We start from the raw sequence: 13,838 nt of genomic DNA on the forward strand, positions 1-13,838 counted from the left end.
TTCCCAGCCACAGACATAAACGTCCCATCGATCCGGCACTCCGGCACTCTGTCACTTCGTCACAAAATGAACCTGAAGAGTCTCCAGACAGCGTATGGCGGGAGGTAGGTCAGGCGGACCTCATGCCGGCCTGGGGGCAGCGGAACTCCCTGAAAGGCAAGATCGACCGGAAAGAGATGTGCGGGCTGATTATCGATGGTTGCCTGCCAGTAACTGCTGTAGCTGTTGGTAACGACCAGCATGGCATCTCCTGTGGATTCGGTCACAAAGGCATAGTGATCAGGTCCGGTTGCCTGAATCGAGACCGAATCCACGACCCCTTCAAGCCGGGATTGTATGCCGGAGGGAGGGGTGTATGTTCCGGCATCTGCCGCTGTCATGTACGCCGTGGAACGGAGTTGTTCGATTCCGGCCTTGCCCATGGCGGCCATGACATCTTCCTTGGTGGGAAGGATTTGCGTGCGTTCCGTCAGGAAAGCCCGGGGCAATACCTGGCTGTTTTCATAAATGTGTACCGGCAATGGACCGGGATAGGATTGCTGCCCCAGACAAGCAAACAGTCGGTAAAGTGCCGTAAATAAAGTGTCTGTCGTTATGGCAGGATCGCACCAGGTTTGAGCCGGGTTGGTCAGCCGGGGAAAATGTGCCTGGGTTGGAACAGGATGCAAGCGGAAATCGTCCAGGGGCTGCCGGGAAACGATATATCGAACATTGGCCAGGGAAAGAAGATTCATATCATAAAGTGATCCCACGTTCAGGGGCAGGGAAGACTCTGCCAGATTATCCCGAAATGTTGGCTTGCGGGATGGAGCATTCTGCCGCATGTTGGCAGGGGTATATAAATAGGCGCGATGCCCCCATTTCAAAAAGTAATCCCGGATAAACTCGGAATAGCGTGAATCGTGCATGGCCGGGTCCAGGATGAGTGACCAGAAATCATGATAACGTTTCGGGTAGACGTTCATGTACCCGTCTGCGGTTTCAAACCCGTAGCTCCCCAGAATGGCCGTATGAAGATTCGATGCCCCATCGCTTACCATGACGGCACGGTAACGCTTTTTGATCGCAACGGGCACATCTTTTGCCCACGCCAAAAGTTGCGGGTGCTTATAATAGGCGGCAAAATGGTTTTCTTCGAACACGATGGCAGAGATTTCGTTGCGTGTTTTTCTCGCCAGGAGATAGGTCAACAATACCACAAGAATGGCCAGGGCAACCCGACCTGCCAGCCGGGGCAGGGATTGACCCTTGCAGCTTTCCCAACGTTCCGCAAGATGATGAATGGCCAGCGCACTGGTGATGGCAGCGAAAAAGAATGTGTAAAATACCCAGCGCCACCATCCGAATTTGAAGAGAATCCAAGGTTTTGCGGTGGTCAAATGGGTGACGATGACAAGCAGCATGGGAAAGAGATATAACCCGGAGAAAGTCAGGATCGAGATGACAAGATAGGTGCCAATCCTGGTTCTTTTCCAGTTTGCATCGGCCAGCATGATGCCAAGAATGCTGAGCAGCCAGGGAATGACCATTTTGGGAAACACGTACAGAAACATGTCCGGATCAAACCGGATCTCCCCCGACATGTCCGCCGAGTTGGCCCGATGCGAGAGGGGGGCGTTCAGCAATTCGGACAGAAGGTGGGGAATTTCGGGCAAAACCATGCCTGCCAACATGCCCATCGCGACCTGAATGAAGGATCGGTTCCAGCGTTGCGGGTGTACCCAGAAAAACACCCCAAGGAGAGGAGCCGTCGTGATACTGATGAAAAACGGGGCATTGAGCGCATAAACCACACCACAAACAAAGCCGGTCAGCACGGCAAAGGTGCGTTTCGGCCAGTTGGTCAGGCGTATGGCTGTCCAGGCCATCCAGGGAAACAGTTCCAGAGCAAGCCCAAGTTGGGGATAGGGCGGGTCGTTGACCAATGTGCAAATGATTCCCCCCAGCAGGGCACTGAAACGCTTGACGGAAAAATCATCCACAAGCAGGCGATACGTGAAATACCCGGACAGAAACAACTGGATAAAATGAAACAATCCGTTGACCAGCCATGCTGGCATGACAAAAAACAGGTACTGGTCGATGTTGTGAATGTACGACGAGGCGTAATCTGTCCCTGATAATTGCAAGGGAGACCACAGATGGGCAGACAATCCCTGGGCGGCAGTGGCTGCATAGTTGGAAAAGAATGAATCTGCATGGTCACCCATCGGTATGTATGCATGCTCACCGAAGGCCCAGCGCGGGAAGGATCGCAAAAGCGCCCAGAGAATGAAAAAGAGGAGCGGCCAGAGCGATGAAAAAACAGAAGAAGAGGAAGCAGGTGGGGGAGAAGAACTGTTCGCATCCTGGGGTGGCGGGGCAGGCCAGGAGGAATTCCGGGAACAACTTTCCTGGGCTTGACACATGCGCGTGTGAGACATGCAGATATGACCTCGCAGACTACCTGGAAAATTGGTATTCTCCGCTGAATCAAATCGGTCGGTCAAGGGTGGTTGCCACCCATTGCTTGCGAAGTGTTCGGGAGAAACGGATTCACCATGGGACTCTTTCGCCAAAGGGCGCGGCTTTACACCCGGATCGTCATGGCCGACAGGCTCGGTCTGGTACAGCCTGTGGTGACGGCCTTCTTCATTACCACCCGTTGTAATGCCCACTGCAACTATTGCTACACCGACAAGGGTATTGCCAAACGCGATGAGATGACCACCCGCCAAATCTGCGATACCGTGGACGGGTTGGTCGGAATGGGCACACGCATCATCAACCTGATGGGCGGCGAACCCTTGTTGCGGGATGATTTTCCTGAAATTCTGCGACACATTCGCGCCAGGAACATTGTTTGTGATGTCAATACAAACTGTTTCCTGATCGAAAAGCACCTGGATCTGTTGCGCACACACGCCACGCAACTGTTCACCAGCCTCGATGGTGACGAACAAGCCCACGATTTGAATCGCGGTGCAGGCACGTTCAACAAGACGGTGCATGGCATTCGTCTGGCCCGGCAAGCCGGTATCCCGGTACGCATCAATTGCACGGTGACACGACACAATGCGGACAAAATCGATTTTTTAATTGATTTTTCAGAACGTTACAACCTGTTTCTCACCTTCACCCCTCTGGTGCGCGCCCATACCGGAACTCTGGCAAGCACGGCAGCCCTGACCCCCGACGACCAGGAAGCCAAAAATATTTTTCAACGCATCAAGGCTGCCAAGGCTCGCTCGACGCGCATCATGAATTCCGATGCCGCCCTCGATTATTACATCCATTATCCGGTTCCTTTCGGCACCATTGTGGGACGTGATGAAACCGGCCTCCATCGCAACTACTACACACGGACCTGTCCCTACGGACGGTTGCAGTTTTTTGTGACCAGCAATGGCAACGTGTACAGTTGCCACAACATGTGGAACGAACCAACCTATCAGCCGGGCAACGTGTTGCGTCAGGGAGTGCGGGATGCCATCATGCAGGCTCATGCAGGCCTGACCTGTAAATATTGCTGGCTGGCCAATCTGGTGGAGTGGAACGAGTTCACGACCCTCCCCTGGCTGTTCAAGGGGATCCGTATGACACTCAGGCAGATGTTCGAACGTTCGCAGCCGGGATCCGGCATATGACCTCTGTTTCCGCTCCGAATGACCTTACGTCAATCGCGCACCGGAAACACCGGAACGGTGTGAGTCCTCTGCCACGCAGAGCAAACGCAGCGGACCACAACGTGGATTTCCGATCCGGCATGGGCATGATGGAACATTCCAGGAAAAGATGGTAATCCAGATGAACATGGCGCGCACCATACGGGACCTGATCGTTCTGATACGCATCATCATCCAGGTGTTGCGAGTCAAGATTACTCGGCGGGCGCGGCCAGTGTCGGTAAATCTCCAGGTGACCAAACACTGCAATCTGGCGTGTTCCTACTGTTTTGCCGACCTGGAATCCCTGGCCACAGTCAAGGATCCCGACACATCGGAAATGATGGAAACCATTGACGAACTGTATCGCCATGGTTGCCGACACATCATCCTGATGGGAGGAGAACCCCTGATCCGAAAGGATATCGGTACCATCATTCGCCATATCAAAAACAGGTGGATGCGTTGCGAGATCGTCACCAACGGCTATTATGTCGCGCAACATCTGGAGGATTTGCAGGCATGTGATTCGGTCTGCGTCAGCCTGGATGGCCTTCGGGAAAGCAACGATGTCGTGCGCGGCAAGGGATGCCACGACACTGTGGTCAAAGCCATGGATTTTCTCCACGCAAAGGGAATCAAAACCCGGATTCATGCCATCATCACCCGGGAAAATCTGCACAGCGGCAGCATGCGCTACATCGCCGAATTGGCAGCCAGATACGGATTTGCTTTCAATTTTTCCATGGCCATGCTGCGGCCTGAACTGCGGGATGATTCCATCCATTTCACCGAAGAGGAGATCCAGGAGATCATTGCCGAGTATCGGCAGTTGCGCATGGACGGATTCCCGGTCTTCACCTCGGAGAGATGTCTGAAATATGTCGCCAAATGGCCCAAGAAAGGCTCCTATACAATTTTTGAGGCGGACTCATTGACCCCGGAAGAAAAGCGTTGGGTCATGCCCTGCAACTATGGCCGTTACAATGCCTTCCTCGATGTGGATGGCAGTGTCTACAAATGTTGCCTGACCTGGAAAAACGGCCTCAAATGGCGCGAACATGGCATGCAGGCCTGCATCGATCATGTGGGCCGGAATCTGCTCCATTGCGTTTCCTGCCGCAGCATTGGGGACATCGATCGGGCCATGTTGCTGGAATTTGCCAGTCTGGGCAACTTGAGGATGGTGTGGAACTATTTGTTCAAGCGTTCCGGACGGCAAAAGGCAAAAGCAGTGCGCACATCATCATGAAAACCAGGCAGCGAAACCCATGAATGGACGGAATGGCATGCAGGATCAGGTGGTGGTACTCACCGGGGCATCCCGGGGCGTGGGCCGCTGTCTGGCGAAACGCCTGCTGGCCCGGGGTGCCGTGGTCATTGGAGTGGCCCGGGACGGTGCTGCCCTTGACAGCCTGGTCTGTGCGCATGCAGCTTCCCGGCGGGATGGAACGACACATGGGAGTGGCCGTTTTATCCCAGTGGCCTGTGACGTGGCGGATGCTGAGGCGGTGCGCCGCCAGGTCGGCGCGGCAGTGGCAGCACTGGGTCGGGTGGACCTGCTCATCAACAATGCCGGCGTGGGCTTGACAGCCAGCGCCCTCGCCACCCGCCGCGAGTGGAGCGAACGCGCCATGGCCGTCAATTTTTACGGCGCGGTGAATCTGACCGAAACCATCGCGCCCATGATGATCCAGGCACGTGCGGGTGTCATCGTCAACGTTGCTTCGGTCGTGGCCCGGCTGGGCATGCCGACGGTTGCCCATTATGCGGCGGCCAAGGCCGCACTCACGGCCTGGTCACAGGCTCTGGAATCTGAACTGGCCCCGGCAGGCATTCGCGTGTTGACGGTGCATCCGGGTAATACGGATACCGGTTTTCACACCAGCCAGTTGCAACCGGGAGGCTCGCCAGCATGGGTGACCCGTGGCAACAGGCTCGATCCGGAAATGGTGGCCGACACGATTCTCGGATTGACTGCCGGCCCATCTGCGGAGAAGGTGATCGGACGCCCGGCACAGATGTTGCTTTTGTTGCGCTTTTTGGCACCACGGTGGCTGCGCAACCTGTTCATCTCCTTGTTCCGCCTGGATGTCTGGTATGACTCGGACGCACCATTGGATCCGGGAACCAGCTCCCCATTCTCGCCAGAGGTCACGTTCCCCGGTGCGCAACCGCCGCCGGTCATGCCGGCGCTGACCGGGGTTACCCTGGCACATGCAGATCGTTTCTGCGGTTACCATCGGCAAAAAGGTCCCCTGACCGGGCACCAGGTACTGACCCCTGGACTCGATCCTCTGCTGTTTTACACGCTTTATCCTTACCTTCTGGCCACCGTATACACCCGCACATCCCCTTCCCGGCAGCGTTTCCGGCATCCCTGGCTGCCAAATGCCGGCTGGATACCCATGGTCCACAGGCCGGTTGGTGCCGTGGCTGCGGTGAAAAATGTCATCAAAACCCTGTTGGTGCCCGTGCGCCCTCTTGGTCGTAGCTGGCACGGTGTCGAACTGCGCGTGGCTGGACATCCATATGCTTTCGACCTGGGCGAAGGCGGGACGGTGTGTCCGGCAGCCTTTCGTGCTTTTTTTCCCGTGCAACTGCGCAGCCAACTGGAAGCCAAAGACGGTGGGACCTGGAGCGGGTGTTGTCCCGATCACCTGAAAAATCTGACATTTGCAGCCGGGAATAATACCCTTGCGTCCGTACCCCTGCCCGGTGCCGATCCTGTATGCCATTGGGGAGCGCAGGCCGTACTCAAAGCAGGAAACCCCTGCCACAGGCAACCAGTACCGGAGAAGGATGGCAGAGGTTCAACCATGACCCTGGAGGAATTGGCCACGCAACTCGGTGTGCCCTGTCCGACCCTCCTGCAAACCGCTCTGGGCTATTATCTGACGCTGAGCATGGGTGGAGAGTTGGCCTTCTACAGCACAACCTTTGATGCTGCCATGTTTCAATGTCCCAGCGTGCGTTCCCGGGTGGCTGCAGAAATCGTTCGCCACCGGGAAACGGGCATGGTGACACTCGTCGTTTTGGCCATCAATGGCACCGCCTGCGCTCGGGGATTTGTTGCCGGTGACCGGTGGCAGTTGCCTTTGGATCTGGAACGGACCCGGGGGTGTCTGCACGCTTTCAATGCCCTCTATCTTGCCGCCGGAGTGGCGGATTTATTGCCGGAACCGATCACTGTGGCCTGTCCCCGGGAGGGGTGCCAGGCAACCTGGCAGGTGGCAGCATGATTTCCCGATCCCGGCAGGGTTATGCCCTGTTCTCCGTTGCCGAGACACATCGGATTGTGGAATTTGCCCATGCCTGCATGCAGGTCGGCTGGACTATCGTGGCCAGTGAACCGCCGTTGTCAACCTTGCGCGCAGCCGGTATCCCTGCGGTGGATGTGGCGGATTTTGTCGGTGTGGATGCTTCCCGCTACCCGTTCCCACCCACCTTGCACCCGAAAATCGAGTGGGCATTGACCGACGCCTCGGCTGACATACGGCTGGAACTGGTCTACGACATTCCCTATGGCCCGGCCCTGGGCAACGATGTGGGCGGCCACACATTGTTGGGACTGGCTGCCAAAGGAAATCGGCTGCCGGTAGCCACGGTGACGGATATGGAGCAGGTGGCACGGGCGCTGGGGACAACCGGTACCGTGCCCGCCGACCTCCGCCAAGCCCTGATTGATGCCGCCAACCTGCGTGTGATGCGCCATTATGCCTCCCTGGTGCCGAACGGGCCTGATCATCAGGTCATTGTGGCACATACACCCCGAACCCTGCTGAATGGCGAAAATCCTTACCAGGTACCGGCGGTGTTGCTGGACGACGGCAGCGGCGACCCGCTCGGTCTGGTCGCCTGTCGGCAGGTGCTGGGCAACCCTCCCTGCCTGACAAATCTGGCGGACGCGGATTCTCTCATCTCCACTCTGGTACGGTTGAGCGCCGGCTTTCGGTGCCTGCAGGATGGAGTCCCCTTTCTGGCCATTGCTGCCAAGCATGGTAATCCCTGTGGGATCGGTTGGCACCGGAAGGATCCCCTGACAGCCATCCGACGCGCCTTGTGGGCCAACCCGGGTGCTATCTGGGGAGGTGAAGTGGCTGTCAATTTTCCCCTGGACACCGCCTGTGCCGAAGCCCTGTTTGCCGATCCTCGGCGAGCGAAATCATTTGGCTCGGAACGTTGGATGCTGGATGTTGTCCTGGCCCCGGATGCCGACGCAGGAGCCTGCAACCAGTTGGGGCAACGCCGCCTGACCAAACTGTTTCTGAATGACCGTCTGGCAGACCCGGACAAGGTGCCACATCCCTCCTGGCAGGGGCGACTGGTGCGGGGGGGATTATTGCGGCAACCCCCAGCGGACTATGTTCTTGACCTCGCCACGGCGGAAGTGGATGGCTCCTGGCCCGATACTCCGACCCAGGAGGCAATGGTGATCGCCTGGGCAGCCGCCTTCTCCTCCAATCAGGGCGGCAATGAGGTGGCCCTGGCGTGTCCCGGTGCCCTGCTGGCCGTTGGCGGAGGCCCCGCAACAGTTGAGGCGGCAGAATTGGCCGTCCTGCGGGCGCGGCGAGCCGTTGCCAATCTGAACATCGCGGAAAACACCGCCGACATCCACGCCCTGGATGCCACGGGCATGGTCTTCGCAGCAGATGCCTTCTTTCCCTTTACCGATGGCCCGGAGATTTTGACCCGGGCCGGTTGCCGGCATGGGGTGGTTCCGAGTGGTGGCATGCGCTTCGATGTCGTTCGCACCTTTCTGCGTGACCAGAGTGTCGGCATGGTGTATCTGGACGAGCGTTACCGGGGATTCTGCCGGCACTGACCGGAATGAGGATTTCGGATGGCAGCATTCAATACTTTGCATAATCGCTTCAAAATCATGCGTAACTATTACACCGCCACAGATCGCCCCGCCTACCCCCAGGAGGTGGTGATCGAGCTGACCAACCATTGCAACCTGGCTTGCATCATGTGTCCGCACCAGACCATGCAACGGCCCAAAGGACGAATGTCGGCAGGGTTGTTCCAGAAAATAATCGACGAGATTGCCGGTCACACCGACCTTGTCTATTTGTATGGAACCGGCGAAACGCTGCTGCACAAACAGTTTCCGGAATTGACCCACTATGCCCATGCCCGGGGAATAGCCACCTGCATATCCACCAACGGCATGATCATGAACGAAACCATGGCCCTTAACCTGTTGACCTGCGGTCTTGATTTTCTGACGGTAGCCTTGGACGGGGGGATCAGGGAGACCTACGAACGGATTCGGGTCAAGGGCGACTTTGCCTTGCTGGTGCAGAACATTCACACCCTGCTGCGGGTCAAAAAAGAAACCGGATCCACCACGCGCATCACCCTGCAAATGATCTGCATGCCGGAAAATCTGCACGAGATTGCCTTGTTCAAAGCGTTGTTCACGAAGGAGGAACATGCCCTGCTGCATCAGTTCCGTTTCAAGCCGTTACATAAAACTTATTTACTCGAACGACAGGATATCCGGCATACCCGGCCTTGTTTCTGGCTGTGGAACATGATGTCCATCTACTGGGATGGAACCGTACCCCTTTGTTGCACCGATGCCGATGGTGCCGTCCGGCTGGGCAGAGTAACGGAACAGACCATACACGACATATGGCATGCCGAACCTTTGCGGGCCATACGCCGTGCCCACCAACTGATCAACTACGATACCATGCCACTTTGCCGAAGCTGCAACATCCCCGAGCAGGGATATTTTAACAACCTGACTATTCCCGGCTCGCTGCTGGTGGGATCAGCCTGGTTGCGCAAACTGGTACCTCTGTACGAAAGGTTGATCATGCTGCCCTTTCAGCGGATGAAGGGTGTCCCTTCCGATTGACAGGTAAACTTCTGGAAAATCCTGGCATGAGAGAGCCGTACAGGCCCACTTGCCCGCCTGTCGGTGTCAACAAGATATGAACCGCAAGAGCCTTGCCAAACGGAACCAGGAGATATTGACCAGGACGTTCATTTTTGGTAGGGTGACGCCTTGGTGAAAATCATGGAGGATTGGACGTACCCTTTCGGGTCGTCCGCAACAGACGGATCTGGACCCCTGGAGGGAAAACGTTGAGTAAAGAAGATGTGATTGAAATGGAAGGAACAGTCCTGGAAAACCTTCCAAATGCCATGTTCCGGGTGGAACTGGAAAATGAACACAAGCTGTTGTGTCATATCTCGGGGCGGATGCGCAAGCACTACATCCGAATCCTGCCCGGAGACAAGGTTACCGTGCAACTGACCCCTTATGATCTGACCAAGGGACGCATTTCCTACCGCCATAAGTAGCCCTCTCGGCCCTGGCAGGATGCTGAATGACCGGGTCCATGGAATATAACGCAGCCGATATCGAGGTACTTGAAGGTCTGGAAGGGGTCCGCCGGCGGCCAGGAATGTATATCGGCGGCACGGACTCCCGCGCCCTGCATCACCTGGTGGTCGAACTCCTCGACAACGCCATGGATGAGGCCGTCGCCGGCTTTGCCGATAAAATCCAGATGAAGCTGGGGACGGATGGCTCCATCACCCTCCGTGACAACGGACGCGGCATTCCCGTCGATCCCCATCCACGCTATCCCGATAAATCAGCCCTGGAAGTGGTCATGACCACCCTCCATTCGGGCGGCAAATTCAACAACAATGTCTACGCCACCGCCGGGGGTCTGCACGGGGTCGGCGTCTCGGTGGTCAATGCCCTCTCCCTCTGGACCGAAGTCCGGGTGGAACGCGATGGCTTCCTGTGGCGGCAACGGTATGTGCGCGGTCTGACGGAAGGTCCCCTGGAGCAAATGGGACCCACCCGCCGGCGCGGTACCCAGGTCGCTTTCCTCCCCGATCCCGAAGTGTTTCCCGACCCGCACTTCCAGCCGGGAATACTCGTGGAAATGTGTCGCGCCCGCGCCTACCTCAATCGCGGCGTGGCCATCCGGGTCCAGATCGAAACGACCGGCGAAGAACACGAATTCCACTTTCCCAATGGCGTGGCGGATTATGTGCGCGACCGGGTGACAGGCAAGGACCTGGTGGTCCCGGAACCGTTCGCCGGCCGCATCGAAAAGTTCGGCGACAATGAACGGGGTCGCCTGGAATGGGCCATGGCCTGGACCACGGAAGACGATGCCCACATCCTGACCTATTGCAATACCGTCCCCACCCCGCAGGGCGGAACCCACGAAACCGGCATGCGCTCGGCCCTGGTCAAGGGTTTTCGGGAATATGCCGAGTCACGCAATCTGCTCCCCAGAGGAATCACCATCACCACGGAAGATGTCCTCGGCGGGGGGGTGATGGTCATGTCCCTGTTCATGACCCATCCCCAGTTTGCCGGTCAAACCAAGGAAAGATTGACCAACACCGGTCTGGATCGTCAGGTTGAAGCCACCCTCAAGGATCATCTGGACCACTGGCTGCACGGCAATCCGGACCAGGCAACCCCGTTGCTGGAATCAGTCGTCGAACGGGCCAGGGAACGCATCAACCGCAAAGGCAACGATGCCCGCATCAAACGCAAAAGTGCCACCACCCGCCTGACCTTGCCAGGCAAACTGACCGATTGTGTCACTACAAATCCAGCCCTGTCGGAACTGTTCATCGTCGAGGGAGACTCCGCCGGCGGCTCCGCCAAACAGGCCCGCAACCGCCATACCCAGGCAGTCCTCCCCCTGCGCGGCAAAATCTTGAACGTCGAACAGGCCAATCTGGAAAAATTTGAAAAAAATGCCGAAGTTCAAAGCCTGATCACCGCCATCGGCACCGGTTGTGGTCGCCATTTCGATCTGGCCGGGTTGCGGTATGGTCGCGTCATCATCATGACCGATGCCGATGTCGATGGTGCCCACATTGCCAGTCTGCTCCTGACCTTTTTCTACCGGTTCATGCCCGCCCTGATCACCCGGGGTCATCTGTACCTGGCCCAACCGCCCCTGTTCCGGATCACCCGGGGAGCCGACAGTTTCTATGCCCTGGACGAGGCCGAAAAAGAGACCATAATCCAACAACTGTCCCGAAAAAAATCTGCGACCAAGATTGACATTTCCCGCTTCAAAGGTCTGGGCGAAATGATGCCGGCCCAGTTGCGGGAAACCACCATGAACCCGGATACCCGGCATCTGCTGAAAATCATGGTGGACGATGAAGCCCTGACGGACAATACCTTCGACCGCCTGATGGGAAAACGCCCCCTGGAACGGTTTTTGTTCATCAGCGAACGGGCACCCTTTGCCCGCAATGCCCTGGATATTTGACGAGGCTGGAGGTTGGAAACTTTGGATGCCGAAGGCTGCGGAGGCTGGAGGCCGGTTTTCAGGTTGACGGGTCGGTATCGCCAGGGAAGTTGGAAACTTTGAATGCCGAAGGCTGCGGAGGCTGGAGGCCGGTTTTCAGGTTGACGGGTCAGTATCGCCAAATTGTGAGAGACGGAAACGATGAAAAAATCATGGAAGATGGTGCTGGTCGTTGCGGGGTGTCTCCTGTCAGGAGAGTCGCGGGCGGATGGCGGGGATGCCTTCTGGTCGCTTGTCCAACAGACCATGACGGAAAACCCCCGAATCCGCTCTGCCCAGGCCACCCTGGATGCGGCCCGTGAACGCCTGAATCAGGCCCGCAGCGGCCTGCTGCCCGATCTCTCGCTGGGACTCTCCCAGACACACAATCGGACGGATTGGAACAGCGGTCACAACAGCATGGATCCGCAGATGGTCGGCATCAACCTCTCCCAACCCGTGTTCGACAAACGGGCACTCGTGGCAGTCCGGCAGGCAACGCCCTATGTGGCCGCCTTCGAACAATCCCTGGAAGCGGAAAAACAGGGGGTGTTTTTGCAGGTGGCCGATGTGGCTCTGAATTATCTCAAGGCCCGGGAAGTCTCAGAACTGGCACGCAACAATCGCCAGTTGACGGAAAGCAATCTTGAAACCACCCGGGCACGCTTCCGGGTCGGTGAAATCACCCAGACCGATGTCAGTCAGGCCAGTTCCCGTCTGGCCTCCGCCGAGGCCGAAGTGTTGCGGGCCGAAAATGCCGTCGCCGTGGGCAAAGCCAGATACGAGGAGGTTGTGGGAACGCCACCCCCCCCGGAGTTGTTCGTGCCGGCGCTGGAGGTGCCGATTCTGGGGGAGTCCCTGGAGGTCCTGGTCCGGGAGGCCCAGCAACGCCCGGATCTTCAGGCCGTGCGCCACCGGTTGCAGGTGGCAGCCCTCAACGTGGATCAGGAACGCTCGGGCTTTTTCCCCACCATGGCCCTGACATCCTCCGTCAATCGCTCCTGGCGACAGGAAGTGGCGGGACGGATGGATCCAGTGGATCAGATGTCCTTGACTCTGGCGATGAACGTCCCCCTCTACTCGGGTGGGGAGACCGTCTCGCGCATCGCCCAGGCGAAGTCCGAACAACAGGGGCAGGAGATCGAGGAGGAACGTCTGCTGCGGCAGATCGCCCGGGAAGTGGAACAGGCCCAACTCGATTACAAGAACGCCCAGGCCATGGTGCGCGCCTACCAGGCAGCGGAGAAGGCCGCCATGGAAGCCAAAACCGGGATCGAGCAGGAATACCGGGTGGGTTCGCGGACCGCATTGGACCTTCTGGTGGCCCAGAACGTCTTGTTCACCTCGCAAACCGATCTGGCCCGGAGTCGTTTCGATTTGATCCTGGCCCGGTTCCAGTTGCTGCGGGCCGTGGGACATCTGGATCTGAAAAAACTGGAGCTGACGAAAAAACCCTCTTCCTGACCGGCGTGGCGGAAGGTATCCTGACGGCAGATGTTCCGGCTGCGCAGGAAAAAAACAAAACCGGCGTCCAGGTCCAGATCAAGGTCAATACCAAGGCAAAGCCCGGAGCCGGCATCACCGTCAAGGCCAAAATCAAAAAGAAAACCAATAAAAAAAACAAGGTAAAAGGGAGTAAAACCCATGCTGGAAAAAGTGCAGGCAGTCCTGAACGAAGTCCGTCCCATGCTGCAACGCGACGGGGGGGACGTGGAGCTGGTGGAAGTGACTCCCAACAAAGTGGTCAAAGTGCGTCTGCGCGGGGCGTGCGGAACCTGCCCCGGTGCCATAATGACCTTGAAAGGTGGCATCGAACGGATCATGAAACAGCGCATCCCGGAAGTGGTCTCCGTCGAGAGCGTGCCCTGAGCGATACGCATTCCGCTCCCACAACCGGTTTCGG

10 protein-coding genes are annotated in these 13,838 nt (G+C 57.5%); 9 read left to right on the forward strand and 1 reads right to left on the reverse strand.

Features of this window, described 5'->3' with window-relative positions; translation table 11 throughout:
* Positions 1–59: 59 nt before the first annotated feature.
* The gene (locus HQL65_00520) at positions 60–2,210 is read right to left on the reverse strand and encodes a YfhO family protein (protein MBF0134699.1); all 2,151 of its coding nucleotides are present in this window, start codon (positions 2,208–2,210) and stop codon (positions 60–62) included.
* Between the two features lie 330 nt (positions 2,211–2,540).
* Between HQL65_00520 and HQL65_00525 the strand changes: the two genes are divergently transcribed.
* From HQL65_00525 to HQL65_00565, 9 genes are all read left to right on the forward strand, one after another.
* Positions 2,541–3,626: a radical SAM protein gene (locus HQL65_00525; GenBank protein ID MBF0134700.1), complete on the forward strand. Its 1,086-nt coding sequence runs from the start codon at positions 2,541–2,543 to the stop codon at positions 3,624–3,626.
* A gap of 166 nt (positions 3,627–3,792) precedes the next feature.
* Positions 3,793–4,896, forward strand: a complete 1,104-nt coding sequence (locus HQL65_00530; GenBank protein MBF0134701.1) for a radical SAM protein — start codon at positions 3,793–3,795, stop codon at positions 4,894–4,896.
* 19 nt (positions 4,897–4,915) lie between these two features.
* Positions 4,916–6,886: an SDR family oxidoreductase gene (locus HQL65_00535; GenBank protein MBF0134702.1), complete on the forward strand. Its 1,971-nt coding sequence runs from the start codon at positions 4,916–4,918 to the stop codon at positions 6,884–6,886.
* Positions 6,883–8,469, forward strand: a complete 1,587-nt coding sequence (locus tag HQL65_00540; GenBank protein ID MBF0134703.1) for a hypothetical protein — start codon at positions 6,883–6,885, stop codon at positions 8,467–8,469. The genes HQL65_00535 and HQL65_00540 overlap by 4 nt, the downstream gene beginning before the upstream one ends.
* Before the next feature lie 18 nt (positions 8,470–8,487).
* Positions 8,488–9,513, forward strand: a complete 1,026-nt coding sequence (locus HQL65_00545; protein MBF0134704.1) for a radical SAM protein — start codon at positions 8,488–8,490, stop codon at positions 9,511–9,513.
* 230 nt (positions 9,514–9,743) lie between these two features.
* Entirely contained in the window at positions 9,744–9,962 is a 219-nt protein-coding gene (gene infA / locus HQL65_00550) for a translation initiation factor IF-1 (GenBank protein ID MBF0134705.1), read from the forward strand.
* Positions 9,963–9,988: 26 nt separating this feature from the next.
* Positions 9,989–11,917, forward strand: coding sequence for a DNA topoisomerase IV subunit B (parE, locus tag HQL65_00555; protein MBF0134706.1), 1,929 nt, complete (start codon positions 9,989–9,991; stop codon positions 11,915–11,917).
* Positions 11,918–12,097: 180 nt separating this feature from the next.
* Positions 12,098–13,399, forward strand: a complete 1,302-nt coding sequence (locus HQL65_00560) for a TolC family outer membrane protein (GenBank protein MBF0134707.1) — start codon at positions 12,098–12,100, stop codon at positions 13,397–13,399.
* Positions 13,400–13,579: 180 nt separating this feature from the next.
* Positions 13,580–13,804: a NifU family protein gene (locus tag HQL65_00565; protein ID MBF0134708.1), complete on the forward strand. Its 225-nt coding sequence runs from the start codon at positions 13,580–13,582 to the stop codon at positions 13,802–13,804.
* Positions 13,805–13,838 lie beyond the last annotated feature (34 nt).

The organism is Magnetococcales bacterium, from assembly GCA_015228935.1.
Taxonomy (GTDB): Bacteria; Pseudomonadota; Magnetococcia; order Magnetococcales; family DC0425bin3; genus HA3dbin3.

Excerpts from the sequence above, each read along its gene's own strand:
- HQL65_00520 (MBF0134699.1), bottom strand. The coding sequence starts at position 2,210 with ATGGGTGACCATGCAGATTCATTCTTTTCCAACTATGCAGCCACTGCC.
- HQL65_00525 (MBF0134700.1), top strand. The coding sequence starts at position 2,541 with ATGGGACTCTTTCGCCAAAGGGCGCGGCTTTACACCCGGATCGTCATG.
- HQL65_00530 (MBF0134701.1), top strand. The coding sequence starts at position 3,793 with ATGGCGCGCACCATACGGGACCTGATCGTTCTGATACGCATCATCATC.
- HQL65_00535 (MBF0134702.1), top strand. The coding sequence starts at position 4,916 with ATGAATGGACGGAATGGCATGCAGGATCAGGTGGTGGTACTCACCGGG.
- HQL65_00540 (MBF0134703.1), top strand. The coding sequence starts at position 6,883 with ATGATTTCCCGATCCCGGCAGGGTTATGCCCTGTTCTCCGTTGCCGAG.
- HQL65_00545 (MBF0134704.1), top strand. The coding sequence starts at position 8,488 with ATGGCAGCATTCAATACTTTGCATAATCGCTTCAAAATCATGCGTAAC.
- parE (MBF0134706.1), top strand. The coding sequence starts at position 9,989 with ATGACCGGGTCCATGGAATATAACGCAGCCGATATCGAGGTACTTGAA.
- HQL65_00560 (MBF0134707.1), top strand. The coding sequence starts at position 12,098 with ATGAAAAAATCATGGAAGATGGTGCTGGTCGTTGCGGGGTGTCTCCTG.
- HQL65_00565 (MBF0134708.1), top strand. The coding sequence starts at position 13,580 with ATGCTGGAAAAAGTGCAGGCAGTCCTGAACGAAGTCCGTCCCATGCTG.